This window comes from Rhodococcus sp. ACPA1 (genome assembly GCF_002300195.1).
GTDB classification, from domain to species: Bacteria; Actinomycetota; Actinomycetes; order Mycobacteriales; family Mycobacteriaceae; genus Rhodococcus_F; species Rhodococcus_F opacus.
On sequence record NZ_NSDX01000011.1, the window covers coordinates 464,786 to 489,631 of the forward strand.

22 protein-coding genes, 1 tRNA gene and 1 pseudogene are annotated in these 24,846 nt (G+C 67.1%); 10 read left to right on the forward strand and 14 right to left on the reverse strand.

Annotation, left to right across the window (positions count from 1 at the left end):
• The first annotated feature begins 13 nt into the window (after nucleotides 1–13).
• Both CJ177_RS38610 and CJ177_RS38615 read left to right on the forward strand, forming a co-directional pair.
• Entirely contained in the window at nucleotides 14–1,609 is a 1,596-nt protein-coding gene (locus tag CJ177_RS38610; protein ID WP_005248221.1) for a glycoside hydrolase family 13 protein, read from the forward strand.
• The gene (locus tag CJ177_RS38615) at nucleotides 1,597–2,508 is read left to right on the forward strand and encodes a DMT family transporter (RefSeq protein WP_005248223.1); all 912 of its coding nucleotides are present in this window, start codon (nucleotides 1,597–1,599) and stop codon (nucleotides 2,506–2,508) included. Before CJ177_RS38610 ends, CJ177_RS38615 begins: the two co-directional genes overlap by 13 nt.
• Nucleotides 2,509–2,515: 7 nt before the next feature.
• Here CJ177_RS38615 and CJ177_RS38620 read toward each other — a convergent pair whose 3' ends face one another.
• From CJ177_RS38620 to CJ177_RS38650, 7 genes are all read right to left on the reverse strand, one after another.
• Nucleotides 2,516–3,202 carry a hypothetical protein gene (locus CJ177_RS38620; RefSeq protein WP_025432966.1) on the reverse strand — a complete coding sequence of 229 codons (687 nt, stop codon included), beginning with the start codon at nucleotides 3,200–3,202 and terminating at the stop codon, nucleotides 2,516–2,518.
• Nucleotides 3,195–3,620: a thioesterase family protein gene (locus CJ177_RS38625; RefSeq protein WP_005264316.1), complete on the reverse strand. Its 426-nt coding sequence runs from the start codon at nucleotides 3,618–3,620 to the stop codon at nucleotides 3,195–3,197. Before CJ177_RS38625 ends, CJ177_RS38620 begins: the two co-directional genes overlap by 8 nt.
• A complete protein-coding gene (locus CJ177_RS38630) occupies nucleotides 3,617–8,518 on the reverse strand; it encodes an NAD-glutamate dehydrogenase (RefSeq protein WP_061045785.1) in 4,902 nt (1,633 codons plus the stop codon). The genes CJ177_RS38625 and CJ177_RS38630 overlap by 4 nt, the downstream gene beginning before the upstream one ends.
• Nucleotides 8,519–8,625: 107 nt before the next feature.
• On the reverse strand, nucleotides 8,626–9,051 hold the full coding sequence (locus CJ177_RS38635) for a thioesterase family protein (RefSeq protein WP_005248239.1): 426 nt from the start codon (nucleotides 9,049–9,051) through the stop codon (nucleotides 8,626–8,628).
• Between the two features lies 1 nt (nucleotide 9,052).
• Complete coding sequence (ettA, locus tag CJ177_RS38640) at nucleotides 9,053–10,732, reverse strand: energy-dependent translational throttle protein EttA (protein WP_005248242.1); 1,680 nt, start codon at nucleotides 10,730–10,732, stop codon at nucleotides 9,053–9,055.
• A gap of 133 nt (nucleotides 10,733–10,865) precedes the next feature.
• Nucleotides 10,866–11,294, reverse strand: a complete 429-nt coding sequence (locus CJ177_RS38645; protein ID WP_025432967.1) for a single-stranded DNA-binding protein — start codon at nucleotides 11,292–11,294, stop codon at nucleotides 10,866–10,868.
• Between the two features lie 168 nt (nucleotides 11,295–11,462).
• On the reverse strand, nucleotides 11,463–13,493 hold the full coding sequence (locus tag CJ177_RS38650; RefSeq protein WP_005248246.1) for a cytochrome c oxidase assembly protein: 2,031 nt from the start codon (nucleotides 13,491–13,493) through the stop codon (nucleotides 11,463–11,465).
• Nucleotides 13,494–13,595: 102 nt separating this feature from the next.
• Here CJ177_RS38650 and CJ177_RS38655 point away from each other — a divergent pair, with 102 nt between their 5' ends.
• The 3 genes from CJ177_RS38655 to CJ177_RS38665 all read left to right on the forward strand — a co-directional run bounded on the left by CJ177_RS38655 (nucleotide 13,596) and on the right by CJ177_RS38665 (nucleotide 14,999).
• A complete protein-coding gene (locus tag CJ177_RS38655; protein WP_005248247.1) occupies nucleotides 13,596–13,973 on the forward strand; it encodes a DUF4345 domain-containing protein in 378 nt (125 codons plus the stop codon).
• A gap of 57 nt (nucleotides 13,974–14,030) precedes the next feature.
• Nucleotides 14,031–14,106, forward strand: a tRNA-Arg gene (locus CJ177_RS38660).
• A gap of 401 nt (nucleotides 14,107–14,507) precedes the next feature.
• A complete protein-coding gene (locus CJ177_RS38665; RefSeq protein ID WP_005248248.1) occupies nucleotides 14,508–14,999 on the forward strand; it encodes an SRPBCC family protein in 492 nt (163 codons plus the stop codon).
• Nucleotides 15,000–15,121: 122 nt separating this feature from the next.
• Here the strand turns inward: CJ177_RS38665 and CJ177_RS38670 are convergent, their stop codons facing one another.
• From CJ177_RS38670 to CJ177_RS38680, 3 genes are all read right to left on the reverse strand, one after another.
• Nucleotides 15,122–15,946 (reverse strand): alpha/beta fold hydrolase, encoded by an 825-nt coding sequence (locus CJ177_RS38670; protein WP_005248250.1) that lies wholly within the window; start codon nucleotides 15,944–15,946, stop codon nucleotides 15,122–15,124.
• Nucleotides 15,947–16,238: 292 nt separating this feature from the next.
• The gene (locus CJ177_RS38675) at nucleotides 16,239–16,799 is read right to left on the reverse strand and encodes a PaaI family thioesterase (protein ID WP_095870206.1); all 561 of its coding nucleotides are present in this window, start codon (nucleotides 16,797–16,799) and stop codon (nucleotides 16,239–16,241) included.
• A complete protein-coding gene (locus CJ177_RS38680; RefSeq protein ID WP_005248253.1) occupies nucleotides 16,799–17,515 on the reverse strand; it encodes an SDR family oxidoreductase in 717 nt (238 codons plus the stop codon). Before CJ177_RS38680 ends, CJ177_RS38675 begins: the two co-directional genes overlap by 1 nt.
• Before the next feature lie 87 nt (nucleotides 17,516–17,602).
• Between CJ177_RS38680 and CJ177_RS38685 the strand changes: the two genes are divergently transcribed.
• A complete protein-coding gene (locus tag CJ177_RS38685; protein WP_025432969.1) occupies nucleotides 17,603–18,106 on the forward strand; it encodes a helix-turn-helix domain-containing protein in 504 nt (167 codons plus the stop codon).
• A 100-nt stretch (nucleotides 18,107–18,206) separates the two neighbouring features.
• Nucleotides 18,207–19,550 carry an NADP-specific glutamate dehydrogenase gene (gene gdhA, locus CJ177_RS38690; protein WP_061045780.1) on the forward strand — a complete coding sequence of 448 codons (1,344 nt, stop codon included), beginning with the start codon at nucleotides 18,207–18,209 and terminating at the stop codon, nucleotides 19,548–19,550.
• 60 nt (nucleotides 19,551–19,610) lie between these two features.
• On the opposite strand, the gene CJ177_RS38695 is transcribed toward gdhA, so the two are convergent.
• The 4 genes from CJ177_RS38695 to CJ177_RS38710 form a co-directional block, all read right to left on the reverse strand.
• Complete coding sequence (locus CJ177_RS38695) at nucleotides 19,611–19,823, reverse strand: hypothetical protein (RefSeq protein WP_257014894.1); 213 nt, start codon at nucleotides 19,821–19,823, stop codon at nucleotides 19,611–19,613.
• A 139-nt stretch (nucleotides 19,824–19,962) separates the two neighbouring features.
• Nucleotides 19,963–20,172, reverse strand: a complete 210-nt coding sequence (locus CJ177_RS38700; protein WP_005248259.1) for a hypothetical protein — start codon at nucleotides 20,170–20,172, stop codon at nucleotides 19,963–19,965.
• 12 nt (nucleotides 20,173–20,184) lie between these two features.
• Nucleotides 20,185–21,357: an acyl-CoA desaturase gene (locus tag CJ177_RS38705; protein ID WP_061045779.1), complete on the reverse strand. Its 1,173-nt coding sequence runs from the start codon at nucleotides 21,355–21,357 to the stop codon at nucleotides 20,185–20,187.
• A 34-nt stretch (nucleotides 21,358–21,391) separates the two neighbouring features.
• A complete protein-coding gene (locus CJ177_RS38710; RefSeq protein WP_095870208.1) occupies nucleotides 21,392–22,501 on the reverse strand; it encodes a ferredoxin reductase in 1,110 nt (369 codons plus the stop codon).
• Nucleotides 22,502–22,619: 118 nt separating this feature from the next.
• Here CJ177_RS38710 and CJ177_RS38715 point away from each other — a divergent pair, with 118 nt between their 5' ends.
• The 3 genes and pseudogenes from CJ177_RS38715 to CJ177_RS49245 all read left to right on the forward strand — a co-directional run.
• Complete coding sequence (locus tag CJ177_RS38715; RefSeq protein ID WP_095870209.1) at nucleotides 22,620–23,327, forward strand: TetR family transcriptional regulator; 708 nt, start codon at nucleotides 22,620–22,622, stop codon at nucleotides 23,325–23,327.
• Nucleotides 23,328–23,353: 26 nt separating this feature from the next.
• Nucleotides 23,354–24,205, forward strand: coding sequence for an alpha/beta fold hydrolase (locus tag CJ177_RS38720; RefSeq protein ID WP_005248265.1), 852 nt, complete (start codon nucleotides 23,354–23,356; stop codon nucleotides 24,203–24,205).
• A 77-nt stretch (nucleotides 24,206–24,282) separates the two neighbouring features.
• A pseudogene (locus CJ177_RS49245) lies at nucleotides 24,283–24,837 on the forward strand (DUF4203 domain-containing protein); the annotation flags it as partial.
• Nucleotides 24,838–24,846 lie beyond the last annotated feature (9 nt).

Genomic DNA, 24,846 nt, shown 5'->3' on the forward strand with positions numbered 1-24,846 from the left:
ACGATGGGCGTTTGTGAGCACTCCCGCCGAAACGTCCGCCGACGACACACAGCCGGCACCCTGGTGGTCCGACGCCGTCTTCTACCAGATCTATCCCCGCTCGTTCGCCGACGCGAACGGTGACGGTGTCGGCGACCTCCACGGAGTGCGGGACAAGCTGGGATACCTCGAACTGCTCGGTGTCGACGCCCTCTGGCTGAGCCCGGTCATGCGCTCCCCGATGGCCGATCACGGTTACGACGTGTCCGATCCCCGCGACATCGACCCACTGTTCGGTGACCTCGCGACCATGGACGCACTGATCGAGGCCGCGCACGCGCGCCAGATCAAGGTGACGATGGACCTGGTACCCAATCACACCAGCGTCGAGCACGAATGGTTCGGCGCCGCCCTGGCCTCGCCGCCGGGCAGTCCCGAACGGAACCGGTACATCTTCCGCGACGGTCGCGGTGAGGACGGCGCAGAGCCGCCCAACAACTGGCCGAGCATCTTCGGCGGGCCGGCGTGGACGCGGATCACCGAGGCCGACGGCAAGCCGGGCCAGTGGTACCTGCACATTTTCGCGACGGAACAGCCCGACCTGAACTGGGACAACCCGGAGGTCGTCGAGGATCTCACGAAGACGCTCCGGTTCTGGCTGGACCGCGGCGTCGACGGATTCCGCATCGACGTCGCGCACGGCATGGCGAAGCCGGAAGGTCTGCCGGATCATGACTGGTCCGCCAACGAACTGCTGCAGAACTCCGACGACGATCCGCGGTTCGACAACCCCGCGGTCCACGACATCCACCGCGGCATCCGCAAGGTCCTCGACGAGTACCCGGGCACGATGGCGGTCGGGGAGATCTGGGTTCGCGACAACGAACGCTTCGGCGAGTACATCCGGCCCGACGAACTGCATCTCGGGTTCAACTTCCGGCTGGCCGAGGCCGAGTTCTCGGCGGAGACGGTCCGGGAGGCGATCGAGAACTCCCTGACCGCCGTCGACCAGGTGGGCGGGACACCCACCTGGACCCTGTCGAACCACGACGTCGAACGGGAAGTCACCCGGTACGGCGGCGGCGAGATCGGCACGGCACGCGCCCGGGCCATGATCCTCGTCGAACTGGCGCTGCCGGGTGCGGCGTTCCTGTACAACGGCGCCGAACTCGGCCTGCCCAACGTCGACCTGCCCGATTCGGCGCTGCAGGACCCGGTGTGGGAACGGTCCGGTCACACCGAACGCGGCCGCGACGGCTGCCGTGTGCCCGTTCCGTGGGAGGGCACCGAACCGCCGTTCGGATTCAGCACCGGCGAGCCCTGGCTGCCGATGCCACCCGAGTGGGCGGACCTCACCGTCGAGTCGCAACTCGAGGACGTCACGTCGACGCTGTCGCTGTACCGGGCCGCACTCGAACTGCGCTCGCTGCGTCCGGAGTTCTCCGGGCCCGGGGTCGACTGGTACGGGAGCCCCGCCGGCTGCTTCGCCTTCCGCAGGCGCGGCGGGCTGATCTGCGCCCTCAACGCCACCGGCGCACCGATCTCGCTGCCACCCGGCGAGGTGCTGCTCAGCAGCGCGCCGCTCGTCGAGGGACAGCTCCCACCGAACGCGGCTGCGTGGCTCATCTGACCCGCACTCCCGCAGTTGCCGCGGTCGTCGCAGCATCGATCCTGTTCGCCACGACGGGAACCGCGCAGGCTCTTGCGTCCCGCTCCCTCGGATACGACCTCGACCCGCTGGCCGTCGGCTCGGCCCGGGTGGTGGCCGCGGGTGCGCTCCTCGCGGCGTTCGCGGCTCTGCGGGGCGGACTCGGGTTCGGTGACGGCTCCGGGATGCGCGGGTACGTGCCCGCCGTGTGGGGCGGGATCGGGGTCGCGGCGTACCAACTCGGCTTCTTCAGTGGCGTGCAGAGTGCCGGGGTGGCGGCAGGAACCATGATCGCGCTGGGTTCGGGCCCCGCGTTCACCGGTGCACTGCAATGGGCGGTGCACCGGCACCGTCCCGGTCCGGTGTGGGCCGTGTCCACCGTCATCGCGGTCGCCGGCATGGCGTTGATCGTGGCGGGCACGACGGGCGGCTCCGACTCGGCCGGGATCCTGGCGGGAGCACTGCCTGCGCTGATCGCCGGCCTCGGGTACGCCGCCTACACGGTTGCCGGGTCGTCGCTGCTCGCCGCGGGTGCGAGTCCCGAGGCGGCGATGGGACAGATGTTCGGTCTCGGTGGACTGTTCCTGATCCCCGTGCTCGTCGCGACGTGGCCCGGCGGCCTCGACACCGGGCCGGGCGCTGCGGCCGCGGTGTATCTGGCGATCGTCCCGACCGTGCTGGCGTATCTGCTGTTCGCCGCCGGTCTGCGGCGGCTGCCACCCGCGACGGTCGCGACGCTGACGCTCACCGAACCGGTGGTCGCGGCGCTGCTCGGGACCGCGGTGCTCGGCGAGCAGTTGACCCTGGTCGCGGGGCTGGGCATGGCGGCCGTCGTCGCGTCGCTCGCCGTTCTGGCGACCAGCACGCTGCGGTCCGGCTGACGGCGCGCTACCGCGCGACCGACAACGGAATCCCCCCACCGCGGTGCCGGTAGATCGACCCGAACCGGGCGTCCACCCGCAGCCACGACGCGGTGGCACGCACCCGGACCAGTTCGGCGGCGTCGATGCGCTCGAGGTCGATGTCGGCGGTAAGCCGATCCGAGCCCGCGTGCGGAACGAATCCCATCGCGGTGAGAGCGAACACCACCCGCATCGGGATGCCGACGGTGTGCTCCGCGCCCTCCACCTGCAGGACTTCCTGGTCGAGGAGTGATGCGGGCGGTCCGTGGCCGCTGCCGTGCTCCTGCGCCAGGGCCGCACCGCGCTGCGCGAGGTCGACGAGGACACGCGCCGGGACGTCGTCGAGGTGGACGAAGCCCTCCGTCGGAGGCAGAGCGCCCCGCCACGCCGAATCCATCGAAAACCCGGGATCGATGTCGGCTGCGGTCGCCGCTTCGAGGGCGGCGAGCAGTTGGTCGCCGGCAGCCGACGTGTCGTCGGGGGTGATGGTCCCCGCGACCGTGCGCACCGCCAGCGCGTCGAAACCGGTTGCCGCCCAGATCGTCAGGCGGCCGGGTCCCCGTTGACGCAGACGCACCACCGTCGACTCGTCCAACCGGACCACCCGCGTGAGGAACGTGGCGAGATCACCGCGTTCCGTCGCGTCCGGGATCGACAGGACGCGCTCATGCACGCTGCCAGCTCTCGAGGTACGCACGCTCGACGTCGGTGATTCTGCGCAGTCGCTGGGTGTCGATGTCGAACGCCGCGATCTGCGTGGAGGCGATGATGGACGGCGCGACCGAGACGTCGACGCCCTTCGGGCGGACCTCGTAGTTGATCGTGAAATCGACCGCGCGCACCTTCTCCACCCACATCAGGACGTCGAGCGGTGAATCGCTGTGCCGGAGTTGCCCGCGGTAGCGCACATGGAGGTCCGCGATGACCGCGCCGTCACGCAACGTGACAGTGGGCCGGTCGTCCTCGAACAGCCAGGGAATCCGCGCCTCCTCCAGCAACGTCACCATCCGTGCGTGGTTGATGTGCTGGAAGACGTCCATGTCCGACCATCGAACTTCGACCTCCGCGTGAAAGCCCTCGCTCAACGTCATACCTCCGATCGGGTGCCCATACCTCGCACCATGCTGCGTACCTGACGCGCCGCCACCGAGAGCGTCGCGAGGTCAAGGGTCCCAGACTCGAAAATTTCGGTGAGAGCGGACCTCGCCCTGGCCAGCCGGGACGCGTTCGTCGACTCCCAGTCGTCGATCTTCTCCTGCGGCGTCTCGTGAGGTTCACCACCCAGGAGCACTTCCATCGTGAGCTGACGCAGCGAACTGTAGAGGTCGTCGCGCAACGCGAGGCGGGCCAGCGAATGCCAGCGGTCACCCCGCGCGAGAGTGGACACGGCGCTCAGCAGCCAGTCGATGCCGAGGTGCGCGTCGAGTTCGTAGTACAGCTCGGCGACCTCGTCGATGTCGCGTTCGGCGATGTCGGCGATGTCGCTGATGTCGAGCAGGCAGAACTTGTCCAGAAGCCGGAACACCTCGAACGCGAGGTCCTCGGGCGCTCCGCGGACGACGAGCGGACGCGCCCGCGTCTCCACGTCGGCGAGCTGATGCCCCCGCACGAGCTGCGGCACTCTCGGCGAGAGTGCGCGGAAGTCGGCCGAGTACCGGGCGATCTCGGCGCCCACCGCGAGGGGCTGAGGCCGGTTGGTCAGGAACCAGCGGGACGCGCGGTCGAGAACCCGGCCGGACTCGAGAATCAGGTCGTCCTCGATGTCCGCCGCGATGTTCGCCGACCGGATCCTCGACCACAGCTCGGGCAGGGCGAAGATCTCGGTGACCGCCGCGTAGGCGCGGATGGCGTCGGTGCTGCTGGCACCCGCCTCGTCCGCCAATCGGTACGCGAAGGTGATGCCGCCGTTGTCGATGGTCTCGTTCGCGAGCATCGTCGCCACGATCTGCCTGCGCAGAGGATGCGCCTTGATCGCGGTGCGGAACCGCTTGCGCAACACTGTCGGGAAGTACCGCGGCAGCCGCGGCGCGAACGTCTCGCTGTCGGGCAGGTCGGTCGCGAGGAGGTCGTCCTTGAGCGTGAGTTTCACGTGCGCGGTGAGGGTCGCGAGTTCCGGAGAGGTCAGTCCCTGCCCCGCCTGCCTGCGTCGTGCGATCTCCTCGTCGGTGGGCAGGGCCTCGAGTTTCCGGTCGAGTCCGCGACGGGACGCCAGGTGCTCGATCTGGCGGCGGTGCACACTCAGCATCGGAACCGCGCTGGTCCGGGAGACACCGAGGAGATCGTTCTGCGCGATGTTGTTCGCGAGCACGAGTTGGGCGACCTCGTCGGTCATCGACGCCAGCAGAGGATTACGTTCCTCCCGTGGCAACCCGCCGCTGCTCACCAGCGAGTCCAGCAGGATTTTGATGTTCACCTCGTGATCGGAGCAGTCGACGCCCGCGGAGTTGTCGATCGCGTCGGTGTTGATCCGGCCACCGTTCTGGCTGTACTCGATCCGGCCGAGCGCGGTCACCCCGAGGTTGCCGCCCTCGCCCACCACCTTCGCCCGCACTTCGTTGCCGTCGACGCGCACGGAGTCGTTGCTCTTGTCGCCCACCATCGCGTTGGTCTCGGTGGACGCCTTGACGTACGTGCCGATGCCACCGTTCCACAGCAGGTCGACCGGGGCACGCAGGATCGCCCGGACCAGTTCCGGCGGGGAGAGTTCGGTGACGGCGTCGTCGAGTCCGAGCGCGGTGCGCGCAGCGGCACTGATCGGGACCGATTTGCGGGTCCGGTCCCACACTCCCCCGCCCTCGCTGATGATGCTGGTGTCGTAATCGGCCCACGACGACCGGGGCAGCGCGAACATGCGGGACCGCTCCGCGAAGGACCTGGCGGCGTCGGGCTCGGGGTCGAGGAAGATGTGCCGGTGGTCGAACGCCGCCACCAGCCGGATGTGCCGGCTCAGGAGCATGCCGTTTCCGAACACGTCGCCGCTCATGTCACCGACACCGACCGCAGAGAAGTCCTGGGTCTGGGTGTCGACGCCCATCTCCCGGAAGTGCCGTTTCACGCTCTCCCAGGCGCCGCGCGCGGTGATGCCCATCCCCTTGTGGTCGTACCCGGCCGACCCACCGGACGCGAACGCGTCGCCGAGCCAGAATTTGTACTGTTCCGCAACAGAATTGGCGAGGTCGGAGAATTTCGCGGTCCCCTTGTCCGCGGCCACGACGAGATACCGGTCGTCGCCGTCGCGCCGCACCACCCGGGCCGGAGGCACGATCTCCCCCGACGCCTGATCGACGTTGTCGGTGAGGTCCAGGAGCCCGCAGATGAATGTGCGGTAGCAGTCCTGGCCTGCCTCCAGTGCGGCCGCGCGGTCGGCCGCCGCGTCGCCCGAGGGCGTCGGCGGATTCTTGACGACGAAGCCGCCCTTCGCGCCGACCGGGACGATCACCGCGTTCTTGACGGCTTGAGCCTTCGCCAACCCCAGGATCTCGGTGCGGAAATCCTCGCGCCGGTCCGACCAGCGCAGCCCGCCGCGGGCGACGGATCCGAACCGCAGGTGCACACCCTCGACGTCGGGCGAGTACACGAAGATCTCGTACTTCGGGCGGGGCTTCGGCAGTTCCTGGATCGAGGTCGGATCGAGTTTGATCGACAGGTACGACTGCGGCTCCCCGGTGCGGCCGACGACGAAGTAGTTGGTGCGCAGCGTCGACTTGATCAGCCCGAACAGACCGCGCAGGATGCGGTCCGCGTCGAGGCTGACCACGGCGTCGATGTACTCCCGCAGACGGGTGTCGAGTTCGGCGACGAGGTCGGGTGAGGGCGTCTCCGGGTCGAACATCGCTTCGAACAACTCGACGAGCGTGTACGCGGAGCGGGGATTCGCCAGCGCCACCCCCTCGATGTGGAACTGGCTGTAGGGAAACCCCGCCTGGCGCAGGTACTTTGCGTACGCCCGCAGGATCACGGCCTGCCGCCACGACACTCCCGCCCGCAGGATCAGCTCGTTGAACCGGTCGGCCTCCGCCCGCCCGAACCAGACCGCGGTGAAGGCGTCCGTGAACCGCTCCTGAAGCTTCGGTGCGGCGGCGGACGCCTCCTCGGCGGCGAGTTCGGCGTCCAGGTCGTCCTCGACCGAGGAGCGGAGCAGCTCCGCGGGGACCGACAGCCCGAAATCGTAGATCCAGCACGTCAACCCGTCCGGCCGCGGAATCAGGTAGGGCCGTTCGTCGAGCACCTCCACACCCAGGCTCTGCAGCACCGGAAGCACCTGGCTCAGGGAAATGCCGTCCCCGCCCACATACAGGGTGAATCGCCAGTGCCCGACCTCCGCCCCGGGGTCGCGGTAGAGCAGCAGATCGATGGAACCGTCTTCGAGCGCCTCCAGCCTCGCGAGATCCGACAACGCGCGCGTGGCGTCGAAATCCTCCTTGTACCCTTCGGGCAGGACGGCGGCATAACGCTGCGCCAGAACGGGATCCACACCGGTGGTCACCGGGAGAAGGTCACCGAGATGGTCGTCCCAGCTGCGGCTCGCCTCGGCCAGCATGCCCTGGACCCGCTCACGGTCGGCGTCCGAGAGGTCGAGCCGCGACCCCATCTGTTCGGCGCTCTTGCGGATCGTCACGTGCAGCAACGCCAGGTCGGACTCTGTGACGCGCGCGGTGTATTCCAAAGTGCCGCCGCCGAATTCCCGAAGCAGGATGTCCTGCATCGCGAGCCGGACCCGGGTGGTGTACCGGTCGCGGGGCAGGTAGATCAGGCAGGAGACGAATCGTCCGAGGAAATCCTCGCGCACGAACAGACGCACCTGACGCCGGAGCCCGATGCTGTGCACGGCGGTCACCGTGTCGAAGAGGGTGTCGGCGTCGCTCGAGAACAGCTCCGTGCGCGGGAACGACTGGATGACCTCCAGCATCGCCTGCCCCGAGTACGAATTCAACTGGAACCCGGCCCGATCGATCACCTTGCGCACCCGGCGGGCGATCACGGGAATGTCGAGGACGTTCTCGTGCAGCGCCGTGACCGTGAAAACACCGAGGAAGCGGTGCTCACCGGTGATGTTGCCGTTCTCGTCGAGGATGCTCACGCCGACGAAGAACGGGTAGACCGAGCGGTGCACGGTCGCGGGGAACGAACCCTGCGTGAGCACGAGCAGGGGACGGTCGGGGATCTCGGCGGCCGGCGGCAGACTCAGCGGGCCTTCGGTGACCGTGTCGGAGCGCAGCAGTCCGAGACCGCTGCCCGGCACCACCTGCAGGCTGCGGGCGCCGGAGCTGTCCGGCTCCCCCAGTTCGAAGCGGCGGTAGCCGAGCGCCGCGTAATTGCCCTGCGACATCCATCGCAGCAGATCGGCGCAGTCCTCCAGGTCGTCTTTCGACACGCCGGGACAGGGTGTGGACATCTCGAGTTCGTCGGCGAGCGTCCGCTCGAGCTTGCGCATGATGTCGGTGTCCCGGACCACCTGGCGCACGTCGGCGAGGACGGTGCCGACTTCCTTCTCGAGTGTGTCGAGAACCGCGGAGTCGGCACGTGGATCGAGTTGGACGTGGATCCACGACTCGGAGATGGCGTCCTCGTCGGCATCCTTGGCCTTGTCTCCCATGAGGATTCCGCGCAGCGCGCCGATCGGATCGCGCCGGACCGAGATGATCGGGTGCACGAATTCGCTGATCCCGATGCCCAGACGGTTCAGCAGCGCGGTGATCGATTCGACGAGCAGCGGCATGTCGTCCGTCACGATCTGCAGGGACGCACCGAGTTCGTGCCCATCGCCCGGACGGTAGACCCGGGTGACCGCGCGTTCCGGCGGACGGTGCAGGGCAACTGTCAGATGCGCGCCGAGCACGGCCCCGGAGGCACCGTTGACGGCGCTCTCGCTGTCACCGCGATCGACGTGACGGAAATACACGGCTGCGAGAGTCGGCACCTGAGACCGGAGACCTTCGGGCAGATTCCGCGCCCACTCCGCATCTTTCAGTGCTGCCGATTCCGTCATCGGGGCTCACTTCCTCTTCGTTCCGATCGCCGCGGGCAACTCTCTCGAGACTAGCCCGCGGCGATGGGAACAGAGGGTGAAGTTCGGGCACCCGCGTGCCGGATCCGTCAGCCGGTGGTCACCTGCGCGAGGTACTGCTCGAGCGCGTTCCGCTCCGCCTCGGACAGCGGACGCGAGCGTTCGGTCTTCACGTCGAACGCCACCATCAGGGCGTCGCCCGTCGCGCAGCGGACCCCGTCGCGGTTCGTGACGACGTGCCGGATCGTGTACGACGAGTTGCCGACATGGAGTACCGACACGTCGATCGTCAGCGGCCCGGAGGCGTCGGTGACGGGACGCAGGAATTCCACGTCCATCTTGCGCACCACCGTGGCGCCCGCCCGGGCTCCCACCGACTCCAGCTCCGAGGACAGGAAATGCACACGTGCTTCCTGCATGTACTCGACGAAGCGGGTGTTGTTGACGTGCCCCAACCGGTCGGAGTCACCCCACCGGACCTGAATCTCGTATGTGAAGACCTTCGGCTCCACCAGGTCAGTCCCTCGTGAGCTTGCGGTGCGTCACCCGGTGCGGACGTGCCGCGTCGGGTCCGAGCCGCTCGACCTTGTTGGCCTCGTAGCCCTCGAAGTTGCCCTCGTACCAGTACCAGGCGGCCTCGTTGTCGCCGAAGCCACCCTCCCACGCGAGGATGTGCGTGCAGGTGCGGTCGAGGAACCAGCGGTCGTGGGAGATCACGACGGCGCAGCCGGGGAACTGCTCGAGGGCGTTCTCCAGCGAACCGAGGGTTTCGACGTCGAGGTCGTTGGTCGGTTCGTCGAGCAGGATCAGGTTTCCGCCCTGCTTGAGCGTCATCGCGAGGTTCAGGCGGTTGCGCTCACCACCGGAGAGAACGCCCGCCGGCTTCTGCTGATCGTGGCCCTTGAACCCGAACGAGCTGATGTACGCGCGCGACGGCATCTCCGTCTGGCCGACCACGATGTGATCGAGACCGTCGGACACGACCTCCCACACCGTCTTGTCGGGGTTGATGCCCGTGCGGTTCTGGTCGACGTAGCTGAGCTTGACGGTCTGACCGATCTTCACCTCACCGGCGTCCGGCTCCTCGAGCCCGACGATGGTCTTGAACAGCGTCGTCTTACCGACACCGTTGGGGCCGATCACGCCGACGATGCCGTTACGCGGCAGGGTGAACGACAGGTCCTTGATCAGAACCCGGCCGTCGAAGCCCTTGTCGAGGCTCGAAACCTCGACCACGACGTCGCCGAGACGCGGCGGCGCCGGGATCTGGATCTCGTCGAAGTCCAGCTTGCGGGTCTTCTCGGCTTCGTTGGCCATTTCCTCGTAGCGGTCGAGGCGGGCCTTGTTCTTGGCCTGACGGGCCTTCGCTCCCGAGCGGACCCAGGCCAGTTCCTCCTTGAGGCGCTTCTGCAGCTTCTGGTCCTTCTTGCCCGCGACCTCGAGCCTGGCGGCCTTCTGCTCCAGGTAGGTGGAGTAGTTGCCCTCGTAGGGGTACAGGCGACCGCGGTCGACCTCACAGATCCACTGGGCGACGTGGTCGAGGAAGTACCTGTCGTGGGTGACGGCCAGGATCGCACCCGGGTAGGCGGCCAGGTGCTGCTCCAGCCACAGGACGCTTTCGGCGTCGAGGTGGTTGGTCGGCTCGTCGAGCAGCAGCAGGTCGGGCTTGCTGAGCAGGAGCTTGCAGAGGGCGACGCGACGCTTCTCACCACCGGAGAGGTGAGTGACCATCTCCTCCGGCGGCGGACAGCGCAGAGCGTCCATCGCCTGCTCGAGCTGGGAATCGATCTCCCACGCGTCGGCATGGTCGAGCTTCTCCTGGAGCTCGCCCATCTCCTCCATCAGCTCGTCGGAGTAGTCGGTGGCCATCAGCTCGGCGATCTCGTTGTACCGCTTGAGCTGGACCATGGTTTCACCGAGGCCCTCTTCGACGTTCTCGCGAACGGTCTTGGTCTCGTCCAAGTGCGGTTCCTGCATGAGGATCCCGACGGTGGCACCCGGAGCGATGAACGCTTCACCGTTGCCCGGCTGATCCAGCCCCGCCATGATCTTGAGGATGCTGGACTTACCCGCGCCGTTCGGGCCGACCACACCGATCTTGGCGCCGGGGTAGAAGCTCATCGTGACGTCATCGAGGATGACCTTGTCACCGTGCGCCTTGCGCACCTTCTTCATCGTGTAAATGAACTCAGCCATGGGGCCAGCCTAATGGTGAAGTGCGATGAACCCACATCGCGGAGGGTCGGGGACGTGATCGGGGGCTTCGCCGGAAGAAGCCGCGGGCACCGGCGCCGCGGATGCGGGGTGGGCGCCGATACCCGCTGGTGCGCTACGCGACGAGGGACCGAGTGGCGACCTGTTCCGTCGCCTGGGTCGCCGCACCCCCGTCCCCGGTTCTGGGCGCGCGCTCGAGGACGACCGTGCACCGGGCGAGATCCGGTCCGATCGCGGTCGCACTCAGCTCCAGGTCGGAGCGGGCTATGCCGTCCCGCGTCGTGTACTCCGTGGTGCGCAACTCGCCGGTCACGATCACCGGATCCCCCTTCGCGATCGACTGGTCGACACCGGCCATCAGTCGCCGCCTGCAGGTCACCGTGAGGTAGAGCGTGCTCCCGTCGCGCCACTCGCCCGTCGCGTGATCACGGCGCCGGACCGTGCTCGCCATCCGGAAACTGAGGAACTCGTCACCGGCCGCATTCGACCGGGTGACCGGGCCGGTGATGACCGTTCCGACCACGGTGCCGTGTGTTTCGTACATTCGCTCTACCCCCTGTGAGTGCGGCAAGGTGCCTTCACTCACAGCGTGCCGTCCGCCACCGCCGTTGTCGGGGGGCATCCGAAATCTGTGGAGAAACGGTGCGGGTGTGGATGAAACAGCCGAAACGGCGGCTGAAGCTCCGACCGTGTCGGATCCACGTGCTAGCGGTCAGTGCCCGGCTTCTCGGTCCCGTCGCGCCAGTTCCGCGAACATCGCGTTGTGCGCTGCCAGGTCGGCGTCGTCGTCGCGGTCGGCGGCCCGGTCGACCCGCCGCGCCGTGCGGCCGTCGCTCCGGGACCACTGAATGAGCAGGGCCATCATCACCAGCACCAGCGGGATCTCACCGGTCGCCCACGCGATGCTGCCACCCAGTTGCTGGTCGCCCACCAGGTCGGCGTTCCAGCCCAGTCCGAGCGACCGGTAGTACCACTCGCCCATCACGGCGCCCATGCTCATCAACGCCACACCGAAGAAAGCGTGGAACGGTAGCGAGCCGAACACCATCGCGAGCTTCGTCACCGGCTGGAGTTTGCGCGGCGACGGATCGATGCCGATCGCGACCCAGTAGAAGAGGTAGCCGCTCAGCAGGAAGTGCAGGTTCATCAGGACGTGCGCGGAGTGCGAGTCCACGGCGGCCTCGAAGATCCCGCCGAGGTACAGGGCGTAGAACCCGCCGACGAACAGCACGGCGGCGACGACGGGATGGGTGATGAACCGGGAGAACGGGCTGTGCAGCGCGGTCAGGATCCACTCACGCAGGCCCGGCACACCGTTCTTGCCCGCCGGATCGAGAGCGCGCAGGGCCAGCGTGATCGGTGCGCCGAGCACCAGCAGGACCGGGGCCAGCATCGACAGCGCCATGTGCGCGCCCATGTGCACGCTGAACACGGCCGGTGAGTAGCGGCCGACGCCCGAGGACGTCGCGACCAGGAGCACCACGCATCCGCACATCCACGCGACGGTCCGGCCGACCGGCCAGCTGTCGCCGCGACGCCGAAGTTTGCGCAAGCCGAGCGCGTAGACGACGGCCAGCACGATCGCGGCGGTGCCGTAGAGGAGGTCGAATCGCCAGTCCAGCATCAGCCGGGCGAACGTCGGCGGCCCCGCGAGGTTGTAGCCGAGTTCCACCTCCGTGAGGGTGGGCGCCGCGGTCGGCGGGGGCGGCGGTGTGCGGCCGAGCCCGACGGCGAGACCGATCGTGGCGGCGAAGACCATGGCCTCGGCGCCGGCGAAACGGATCAGGTTGCCACGGCTGGCCGGGTCCTTCTGCAGTGCGGGCAACGCCCGTCGACGCTGCGCCCAACCGAAGACGCCCAGGATGACGAGCGCCACGATCTTCGCGACCACCAGGCGTCCGTACGTGGTGTCGACGAGGTCACCGATCTGGACGCGGACGAGCGCATTCACCACACCGCTGACCGCCATGACGACGAAGCAGACCGTCGCGACCGCGGAGAACCGGCGCGCCGCCACGTCGGTGTAGGCGCCGCGCCGGCGCGCATGGGCGAGGAGAGCGAACAGGCCGCCGGCCCACAGCGAGGCCGCGACGAGGTGCAGGATCAGACTGTTCGTCGCCATGTCGTGTGAACCGCCCGACGACGAGTGACCCGTCAACGCGAGCGGCATCAGTCCGAGGATGCCGACGACCAGAAGGATCGGCGTCCACCACCACCGCAGGACGAGCCGGGATGCGATCGCGAGGACGATCGCGATGATCGCGGTCCAGCGCCAGGCGCCGGCGAGTTCGACCTGATCGATCGAATTGAAGATGTTGGCCGGTTTGACCGCCTCGGCGAAGGGTTGCCCGGACGTGTCCGACAATGTCAACGGGACGAGGACGAGGGCGGTCGCGGCCCACACGATCGCGGCGTACGACGCGGTCCGGACCGCGCGGTAGCCGTCCACGTCCAGGACACCCGATTTCTGCGGCGGTACGAAGAACGCCGCGAGCAGCAACGACCCGATGGTGATGACCGCAGCGATCTCCGACACGGCCCGCATCGCGGGCAGCCCGTAGGTGGTGATCGGTCCGGGATCCGGAATTCCCAGCAGCACGAGCGCCTGAGCAGCGGAAAGTCCGACGACGATTGCCGCAACCAGACCGGCGATGAGTCCGCCGACGACGAACAGGGCGGTCGAATCGGCGCGATTAGGGGGTTTCGATGCCGGGTCGGACGCCGCGAGCTGGGGTGTAGCCATACATCAAGGGTAGGACCTACGACAGGCCGTCGGAGACGCGAGGGTCGGTCGCCGTTCCGGCTACCGTCGACGGGGACTGTCCCGAGGGAACGAGAGGCTGAGATGGCTGAGTTTCTGATCATCGCTGTGGCGCTGTTCTTCGCGGGCATGGGTGTGTACGGGCTCGCCGTGCCTGCCCGGCTGGTCGCCCCGTTCGGTCTGTCCGCGGATTCGGCGACCTCCCGCTCCGAGGTGCGCGCGGTCTACGGCGGCTTCGGTGTCGCGGTGGCAGCCCTGCTGTTCTTCGCGGCTTTCGACGCGTACGGCATCCGATCCGTCGCCTCGGTGACCGTGGCCGTCGCCCTGCTGGGGATGGCATTCGGCCGGGTCGTGTCGGCCGTCGCCGACCGGCCGACCCGCTTCTACCCCGTGTGGTTCTACTTCGTGGTCGAGCTCGTTCTCGCGGGACTCCTGCTCTCCGCGGCCGGCCTGGGCTCGTGACGCGGACACCACAGCCCCGGTCGGAGCGCTCGAGGCGGCAGGTAATATTTGCTGCGCGCCTCCGTAGCTCAGGGGATAGAGCAAGAGCCTTCTAATCTCTTGGTCGCAGGTTCGAATCCTGCCGGGGGCACCAAAACTCGAGGTAGAGACGATTTACTTCGGCTCCCAGATTCCCGAATATTCGCGGATCACACTTTTATCCCACAGTTTGCGCAGGATCCGGCAAGCGCGTCGGCCGCGATCGCGTGGCTCCGATCCGCGCCGAGAGCCCCGCGTCGTCGAGCCGGGTGGCCACGGTCCGGCGGAAGCTGTGCGTTCCGACCCAGTCGAAGCCGAGGACGCCGCGCGCGTCTCCACTGCCCGCCGAAGTTGTCGGGGTCTCGGTACGTGCCCGCCGAGGACGGAAATATGACGTGCTCGAGGCCCCGCCGTGACCACGCGGACCGGGGGATCGTTGAACATGCCGTGACCTCAGAATATGACGCGAGGCTGCTAGCGTAGGCCTCTTTATTCGGGGACCAGGAGCGCTCCGCGATGAAGTACACCGTCTCGATCGAGATCGCCCTGCCTCGGGAGAGAGTGGTACAGCTGCTCGCCGACTCGGCACACCTGCCGAAGTGGCTGCGGGGTCTGGTGCTGCACGAGCCGCTGAGTGGGGCGCACGGGCAGGTCGGTACCACATCGCGGGTCGTGATGCAGATGGGGAAGCAGAAGATCGAGTGCACCGAGACCATCACGCGTCGGGAACCGGCAGACCTGCGCGGGATCCCGAAAGGGAGCGTCGTTCACTTCGACCGCGAGATCGTCGGCGAGGGCATGTGGAGCGCCGTGCGCGACCGGCTGACCGAAGCGGGTCCGGAGTTGACGCTCTGGGTGAGCGAGAGCGAATACCGGTTCAGCGGCTTGCTGATGCGGCTGGTGGGGCTCCTGATGCCCGGCGCCTTCCGCAAGCAGTCGCAACAGCACATGCAGGACTTCAAGGCGTTCGCCGAGCAGGGAAAGGATGTCCGCGAAGCGAAGGACTGATCTACGATCAGCGCTCGTCTCCCGAAGAGTGGGGAGAAGCCGACGTGACGGCGGGCCGACCCCTGTCGGGAACGTGCTCGGGGCGGGGATCACCTGGACGAACAGGAATCGGGGGTCCGTCGTCAGCCCTTCAGGAACGCCAGCAGGTCGGCGTTGATCGTCTCCGCTTGCGTGGTGGGCATGCCGTGAGGGAAGTCCTGGTACGTCTTCAACGTCCCGTTCACGAGAAGCTTCGCGGACAGTGGTCCGGCGTCGGCGTACGGAACGATCTGGTCGTCTTCGCTGTGCATCACCAGCACCGGCACCGTGATCTTCTTCAGATCCTCGGTGAAGTCGGTCTGCGAGAAGGCGACGATGCCGTCGTAGTGAGCCTTGGCCCCACCCATCATCCCTTGGCGCCACCAGTTCTCGATGATCGCCTCGGACGATTCCACGCCCGGTCGGTTGAATCCGTAGAACGGCCCCGACGGCAGGTCGCGATAGAACTTCGAGCGATTGGCGGCGAGCTGGGCCTGCAAGTCGTCGAACACATCCTTGGGAAGGCCGCCCGGGTTCGCCTCCGTTTTCACCATCAGCGGCGGCACCGCGCTGATCAGTGCGGCCTTCGACACCCGGCTCTCCCCGTGCCGCGCGAGATAGTGCACCACCTCGCCGCCGCCCGTCGAATGGCCGACATGGATGGCGTTCTGGAGGTCGAGATGCGCGGTCAGCTCCGCGAGGTCGTCGGCGTAGTGGTCCATGTCGTGGCCGTCACCGGTCTGGGTGGAGCGCCCGTGACCGCGCCGATCGTGGGCGATGACGCGATAGCCGTGCTGGAGGAAGAACAGCATCTGGGTGTCCCAGTCGTCGGCCGACAGCGGCCAGCCGTGGCTGAACACGATGGGTTGACCGGTTCCCCAGTCCTTGTAGAAGATCTCCGTGCCATCCTGGGTAGTGATCGTGCCCATGGGTTGCCTTCCTTGACCGCTCTGGGATGACGCTGATGAGGACGAATTCAGTACATCAAACTTCGGTACGCCACAGGGTGGCTTCGACCGGCGACGTCCTGTACGACCGTCCGATAGGTATTGCGCCCCTCGTCCGTACCGGGGGTTGCGTACTCGCGCGTAACAAACCGACCAATTAGTCTTGTTCGCGCATCGCCCCAACCCGACGGGGCAACGGTGCACCGGGACCCGCCACGATCCTCCGCGAGTGGCGGGTTCCCGCGTTCAGCTGCCTTTACTCGCGCATCCGGCGTCAGCTCTCCGGTGGAACCTCGAACACCAGCAGAGTGCTGGTGGCGGTGGCGACGAGTCGGCCCTGCGAGTCGGTGACCTCACCTTCCGCGAACGCGATGCGGCGACCCGACTTCTTCACGACTCCGATGGCCGTGAGGGCCCCCGAGTCCCGGGTCGCCCCGCGGATGTAGTTGACCTTGATCTCGACCGACGTGTAGCCCCACCCCGCGGGCAACGTGGTGTGCACGGCGCAGCCGGCGACCGAATCGAGCAGGGTGCACACGGCGCCACCGTGGATGGCGCCGATCGGGTTGTACTGCGACTCGTCGGGGTCCAGCGCGAAGACGACCCTTCCGGGTTCGGCCTCGAGGAACCGCAGGTTCATCAGGCTGGCGATCGGGGGCGCGGGAATGTCGCCGCCGAGGATCGCCCGCAGGTAGCCGAGGCCGTCGAGTTCTCGCGCTTTCCGCGCCGGGCCTGCCGGGTCGCGCCACTCGACGGTCCTAGACCGCACCTCTCCCCACTCCGCGTCCGCCGCGCCCTCGACAGTCGCCACTGCACCGTTTCCGGACTCGCTCACTATGCCGCCCCCTGCCGCGCCGGTTGTGGGTAGAGCACGTCGAGGTCACCCGACAGTGCCGCCTTGACGGTGCGGGAGGTGTCGTCGGCGAGGACTTCGTGAGCGCCGGACTCGATGCCGTCGAAGGCCAGTCGCGCGACCTCGGCCGCGGAGATCTTCGGCACGTCCAGACCGCTCGTCATATCGGTGTCCATGTACCCGAGGTGCAGTCCGACCACCTGGATGTTCTGCGCTGCGAGTTCGGCACGCATCGCGTTGGTGGCACTCCACAGGGCGGCTTTCGAGACGCTGTACGAGCCACCGATGGCCAGCCAGGACAGGACGGAGTGCACGTTGAGGATCGCGCCGCCCCCATTGGCGGCGATGATCGGTGCGAGGGCGCGAGTGACGTTGAGCGGGCCGTAGAGGTTGGTTTCGAGTTCCCGGCGCATTCCGTCGAGATCACCCGTGAGCGGCGACTCGCCGATGAGGATGCCGGCGTTGTTGATCAGCACGCCGAGGTCCCCGACGTACTCCGCGGCGGCGTAGACCGATTCGGGGTTCGTGACATCCAGCTCGACGGGCACGACCCGCGGATGCTCTTCGATCGTCGACGCGTCACGCGCCGACGCGTAGACCGTTCGCGCTCCCCGCGCGAGTGCCTCGGCGACGAAGGCACGTCCGAGCCCGCGGCCCGCTCCGGTGACCAGCACCGTTCGATCTTGAATCGTGGTCATGACGACCCCTTCGAGAGAGTAAGTCTGCTTTTCCAACTAACTACCTTCACGACAGTAATCCCTATTAGTTGGAAAACACAACCCTCTATGATGGAGTGCATGAACACCGCCGACACCGAGCGAGCGACACCCGAGATCGTCATGGACCGCATGCCACTGGCGCCGAGACCCTGCGCGATCGCCGCCACCATGGAACTGATCGGCGACCGCTGGTCCATGCTGGTGATCCGCGAACTGAGTTACGGGGTGCACCGCTTCGACCGGATTGCCGGGTACATCGGCGTCTCGCGCGACATCCTCACCGCGCGACTACGCAAACTCGAGGAGGTCGGCGTCATCGAACGCCGCCAGTACTCCGAGCACCCTCCCCGTTTCGAGTACCACCTCACCCCCGCGGGCGAGGACCTGCGACCGCTACTGCTCTCGCTGTTCCAATGGGGCAGCAAGTGGGCCGTCGACGAGGCGCCGTCGGTGCTCGTGCACGAATGCGGGCACTCACTGGAGCTGGAACACCGCTGCGCGCACTGCGGCGAGGCCGTCGAGAACACCTCTGTCGCAATGCATTCCCGCACACCACTGCGGGAGTCCTGACCTCTCCGCACGGCGCGATACAGGACGTCTGACGCCAGGTCTATAGTTTCCAAAGTAAACGTCAGGTAACGAATTCCTCACACGTCAGGCAGGTGGGTCTGTGTCAACGCGCGACCAGGTAGCAGAGATCTACGAGCAGGTCCGCCTGCGGAACGCCGGAGAACCCGAGTTCCACCAGGCAGCCGCCGAGGTCTTCGAGTCGCTCCAGGTCGTGCTCGACCACCACCCGCACTACGCCGACTCCGGATTGATCGAGCGACTGTGCGAGCCCGAGCGTCAGATCATCTTCCGGGTGCCGTGGGTCGACGACTCCGGCAACGTGCACGTCAACCGTGGTTTCCGCGTGCAGTACAACAGCGTGCTCGGCCCCTACAAGGGTGGCCTGCGGTTCCACCCGAGCGTGAACCTGGGAATCGTCAAGTTCCTCGGCTTCGAGCAGATCTTCAAGAACGCCCTCACCGGACTTCCGATCGGCGGCGGCAAGGGCGGTTCCGATTTCGACCCCAAGGGCCGCTCGGAGGCCGAGATCATGAGGTTCTGCCAGTCGTTCATGACCGAGCTGCATCGCCACATCGGCGAGTACACCGACGTCCCGGCAGGTGACATCGGCGTCGGCGGGCGCGAGATCGGCTACCTGTTCGGCCAGTACAAGCGCCTCACCAACTCCTACGAGTCGGGGGTCCTCACCGGTAAGGGCCTCACCTGGGGCGGTTCGCAGGTGCGTCGCGAGGCGACGGGGTACGGCGTCGCCTACTTCGTCGCCGAGATGCTGAAGGCGGCGAACAGCTCACTGGGCGGAAAGACCGTCGTCGTCTCGGGCTCCGGAAACGTCGCGATCTATGCGATCGAGAAGGTGCACCAGCTCGGCGGAATCGCAATTGCGAGCTCCGATTCCTCTGGATACCTCGTCGACGAGAAGGGCATCGACCTCGAGCTCCTGAAGGAGATCAAGGAGGTGCGGCGCGGACGGATCAGCGAGTACGCGGACACGGTTCCGCACGCCCGGTTCGTGCCGAACGGCTCCATCTGGGATGTGCCCTGCGACGTCGCGCTCCCCTGCGCCACCCAGAACGAACTCGACGAAGCGGCCGCCAAGACACTGGTCGCGAACGGCGTGCAGGCGGTCGCCGAGGGCGCGAACATGCCCACGACCCCGCAGGGCGTCCAGGTGTTCCGTGATGCCTCGGTGGCGTTCGCCCCGGGCAAGGCGGCCAACGCGGGCGGCGTCGCCACGTCGGCACTCGAGATGCAGCAGAACGCATCCCGTGACTCGTGGGGCTTCGAATACACGGACGAGCGGTTGGCCGGAATCATGCGCGGCATCCACGAGCGGACCGTGGCCACGGCCGCCGAGTACGGCATGCCGGGCGACTATGTGCACGGCGCGAACATCGCCGGTTTCGTGAAGGTGGCCGACGCCATGATCTCGCTCGGCGTCATCTAGCAGAACGAGAAGGGCGCGGCCGTCGCCGGCCGCGCCCCACCGTTCGACGGCGCGAACGTGTCAGCTCACCTGACACTGCGTCTGCCCCCATTCGACCCAGCACATCTGCTTGACGTCGGGCCGGGGGTTCTTGGTGGGCAGCGGCTGGGAACAGCCGGTCTCACAGATCGGCTTGGCCGACGCCATACCGGCGGCACCGGTCAGCGAAATGGCAAGGGCTGCAAAGCCGGCGAGCGCGATACGCGCGGTGGTGGAGATTGCGATGGGGGACATGGGTTCCTTTCGGGGGCGGTTTTCGTGCTGCACCCAGCATCGGCCGGGCGCCCTGTCCGCAGAAAGGCCGCCGAGGGTGCAATGAACACACCCTCGGCGGCCGGATCTCTACCCTGGGCGATACGCCCGGTCGACTTACTCAGTCGACCGGCTTGTCCTCGCCCTCGTCTTCGCGGGCCTTCTTCGCGGCCTCGCGCATCTCGATGCCGTCGGACACCCAGTCACCGATCTCCCGGGTGACATCCCGGACGGCGCCCGCGATGATCGTCGCGATGTGGCCCACGTGCGTGGCCGCGGACTCCGTCAGTTCCTGCACGGTGTCCTTGCGCCGCTCGAACTTCCCCACCATGTGTTTCGCCTCTCAGGCTGCAGTCTTCTGCCGCTCGACGATAACACCGGGAGGGGTGTCGGACGAGACGAGACCGGGCGGCAGTGCGAACGTGAAGATCTTCCCCCACACGGAGCCGATCTGCTTGAAGAAGCCACCGGTGTTGTAGGGCAGCCCGTGCTTCTCGCACAGTGCCTTCACGGCGGGTGCCATCTCCGGGTACCGGTGGGCGGGCAGGTCCGGGAACAGGTGGTGCTCGATCTGGTGCGACAGGTTGCCCGACATGATGTGGAACAGCGGGCTCCCCTCGATATTCGCGCTGCCGAGCATCTGCCGGACGTACCACTCGCCGCGGGTTTCCTCCGCGGTCTCGTCCTCGGTGAAACTCTGCACGCCGGTGGGGAAATGGCCGCAGAAGATGATGGAGTACGCCCACACGTTGCGAATCAGGTTGGCGGTCACGTTGCCGAGCAGTGTGGGGACGAACAGCGGCCCGGTGAGCGCGGGGAAGATCACGTAGTCCTTGAGCACCTGCCGACCGGCCTTGCGCCACCAGCCCTTCAGCAGCGGCTTGACGTCGCGCCACTTCCGCTTGCCCTGGATCACGTTCTCCGCTTCCAGGTCGTGCATCATGACGCCCCATTCGAACAGCATCATCAGAAAGAAGGCGTAGACCGGGTTCCCCAGGTAGTAGGGGTTCCACTTCTGCGCCTCGTCGATCCGCAAGATGCCGTAGCCGATGTCCCGGTCCCGGCCGAGGATGTTGGTGTACGTGTGGTGCATGTAGTTGTGGGAATGCTTCCACTGATCAGCCGGGCAGACGGTGTCCCACTCGAACACACGGGAGTTCAGGCCCGGTTCCCGCATCCAGTCGTACTGGCCGTGCATGACGTTGTGGCCGATCTCCATGTTGTCGAGAATCTTCGACACACCGAGAGCCCCGACCCCGGCGATCCAGGCCGGCGGGAAGAAGCCGAGGTACATCAGCCCGCGGCCGGCGACCTCGAATCCCCTCTGCGCCTTGATGATCTTGTAGATGTATTCGCGGTCCTCGGCGCCGAGGTCCGCAACCGTCCGGTCGCGGAGGGCGTCCAGTTCCCGGCCGATCTCTTCGACCTGGTCGTGACTGAGCACCACCGGGGCGTCGTTACGGGAACCGTCGGAGCCGTCGACGAACGGGAGGAACGAGAGCGAGAGTCCAAACATGTCGGTCTCCAAACGTTGAAATGTCGAGTGAAAATCAGATGTCGAGGGCGACGTCGCCCACCGGAACCGAGACGCACAGCTGGATCGCCTTGTCCGGATCGGTGTCGGTGTCGCCGGTGCGGACGTTCTTGGTGCACCCCGACTTCTTCACCGTGGTGCAGGAGAAGCAGATGCCCATCCGGCATCCGTACTCGGGATGGAGCCCGGCGGCCTCCGCCTGTTCGAGCAGCGTCGCTCCGGAATTGTCCGCGGTGACACCGCTGGCGGTGAAGGACACCTCACCACCGGCCTCACCCTCCGCCGGGGCTGCGGCGGGAGCGAATTCCTCGGTGTGCAGACGGTCCTCGATGCCGAGTTCGCGGTACACCTCCCGAACGCCACGCATCAGTCCGGGCGGGCCGCACAGGAAGGTTTCGGCGTCCGCGTACCAGGGCGCCACCGCGTCGAGGTGCTCCTGGCCGAAGAACCCGTGGAGATGGCCGCAGGTCTCCTGATCGGTGTATGCCAGCACGAGCGAGACGTTGGCGTTCGCGTCCGCGAGTGCGCGCAACTCGTCGAGGTACGCGACGTCGTTTTCGGTGTACGCGTAGTGCAGAAAAGTGATGCTTCCGAAGTGCTGCTCGTCGACGAGGGTGCGCAGCATCGACAGAACCGGGGTGATTCCGCTGCCTCCGCTCACCAGCAGGACCCGGCGAGGGCGAGGAGACGGAAGGGTGAATTCTCCCGCCGCCTGAGACAGGTCGAGCACGAGACCGGGGCTCGCGTGGGCGTGCAGGTACTGCGAGACCAGCCCCTCGGGATGCGCCTTGATCGTCAGCTCGACGAGTCCGTCGGTGGACGCCTGTGCATTGGCCGGTGAGTAGCACCGGGTGTGCCGAATCCCGTCGATCACGACGCCCACCTGCACGAACTGCCCCGCACGGAATCCGCGCCACTGACGGGTGGGGCGCAGCGTGAGGGTGACGGTGTCGGCGGTGGACCGCCGGACCTCGACCACTTCGGCGCGCAGGTCGCGCACGGTGACCATGGGAGTGACGAGTTCGAGGTAGCGGTCGAGCTGGTGCGGAGTGGCCATCGCCTCGAACAACGACAGCAGCGAGAACCTGCGTCCCTCCGCCGGACGACTGGTGTGGGCAACTGACACGTCAGCCTCCTCCATTTGAGTGCACGGCTGTACACTGACAATAGTGTGACAGAGAGGGACAGGAAGTTGTCAATCGGAATGTGACCGCACGCACACTCGAGGCAGGGATCGGATACGCATGCCGGATGACGAGTACGAGCACCCGGAGATGACCGGTGTCGGCACTGTCACGAATACACTCACTGCCGTGAGTCAGTCGACCGGCGCCGAACCGGAGAGCAGGGCAGCCCGCAAGGAGCGCACGAGGAAGGCCCTTCTCGACGGCACGCTCGAACTCATGGCGGATCGGAGTTTCGCCGGCGTGAGCCTGCGCGAGATCGCCCGCACCGCGGGAATCGTGCCCACCGCGTTCTACCGCCACTTCGCGTCCATCGAGGAGCTCGGCGTGGTGCTCGTCGAGGAGGGCATGCGAATTCTGCGGCAGATGCTGCGCGACGCCCGGCGCACCCCGAGCACCAAGAGCGCAGGCGCATCCCTCGACATCCTCGTCCGGCAGGTCCGCAGCCACGAGGCGCAGTTCCGGTTCCTCAGCCGTGAACGCTACGGCGGCGTCCCCGAAATTCGCCGGGCGATCGCTACCGAGATGAAACTGTTCGTCAGCGAACTCACGGTGGATCTGTCCCGCATCGAGGGTCTGCAGTCCTGGGACCACGACGACCTGGAGATGGCGGCCGACCTGATCGTGTCCACCATGTTCGCCGTCGTCGTCGATCTGCTCGAGGCCGATCGTCCCGGAAGCCGAAGCGAGGCCGAGGTGGTTGCGCGCGCCGAACGGCAACTGCGCCTGATCGTGCTCGGCATGAGCGGGTGGAATCCCGGAAAGTAGTCGCGCTCTCGCCGTACGGTGGGGGCATGCTGTCAACCTCGGAACACGCGCACATCACCCTCGGCGACCTGACATTCGACGTCACGACCAGCGGTCCGGCCGACGGCGTCCCCGTCGTTCTGCTGCACGGGTTTCCGGAGAGCGCCGCGTCCTGGGAACCCGTCAGTGCCCTGCTGAACGAGTCCGGTCTGCGGACGTACGCCCCGAACCAGCGCGGATACTCGCCCGGCGCGCGACCCGACGGAGTCGACTCCTACCGGATCGACCACCTCGTCGGGGACGTGATCGGACTCCTCGACGCACTCGACCTCGACACGGCGCATCTCGTCGGCCACGACTGGGGCGCCGCCGTGGCCTGGGTAGTCGCGGCCAGGCACGCCGACCGGATCACCTCGCTCACCACCGTGTCGGTGCCACATCCCGGCGCATTCGGCTGGGCGCTGCGCGAGGACGCCGATCAGAAGGAACGCTCCTCCTACATCCGGCTCCTGAGAATGGAGGGGAAGGCCGAGCGGGTCCTCCTCGACGAGAACGCGCACTCACTGCGCGCCATGTTCGGTGACGTCGTCCCGCCGGCACTCGTCGACCGGCACGTCGCGCTGCTCAGCGAACCGGGAGCGATGACCGCCGCACTGAACTGGTACCGCGCCATGACGAGCGACTTCGAGGCGACACCCGCCGTCACCGTTCCCACGACCTACGTCTGGAGCACCGGCGACATCGCGCTCGGGCGTGCGGGAGCGGAAAGGTGCGGCGAGTTCGTCGATGCGCCCTACGAGTTCGTCGTCCTGGACGGTGCCACGCACTGGATCCCGGAGCAGCGGCCCGACGCCCTCGCGGAGGCGATCCTCACGCGTACCGGAACCGCACCGAACTGAAATCCGCCGTTCCCCTCGACGGGGCGTTCGTTCTGGTTTGATGACACTACTCGTCTCGTGCACCCAGGGAGGGCACCATGAGTGGCATCGCAATCCTTCTCGTCGGCGCCGTTCTGTGCTTCGCCGGTGTCGGTTCACTCCACGTCGCCGTCCTCGCTTCGGGATTCGGCCTCGGCTGGCTCCTCGCGGATCTGCTGTCGCTGTCACTCGAGACGACGTTCCTGGTCGCGGCGATCGGGGCGGTCGTGGCGTGGGTGGCCACCACCCTGATCTTCAAGTTCGCCGCATTCTTTCTCGGGATCATCACCGGCGCCGTCATCGGGGCCAAGCTCAGTCGTGTCCTGCAACCCGACGACGCGAATTGGCTCCTCAGCGGAATCGTGATCGTCGCACTCGCCGTCGCCTGTGGTTTCATCGCCGACCGGTACCGGGCGCGGGCGTTGTTGTGGCTCACGGCGCTCGGCGGCGCCAGCATGGTGTTGACGGGACTCGGGCTGGCCATCCCTCCACTGGGTTTCCTGGAGGATCCGAACGAGGGCACCCAGCAGTTCTTCGCCACGGTGATCTGGATCGTCGTGGCCGCGGCGGGCTGGCTGACGCAGCGGCGGCTGTTCCCGGAGAAGCTCCGGATCGTCGCGCGA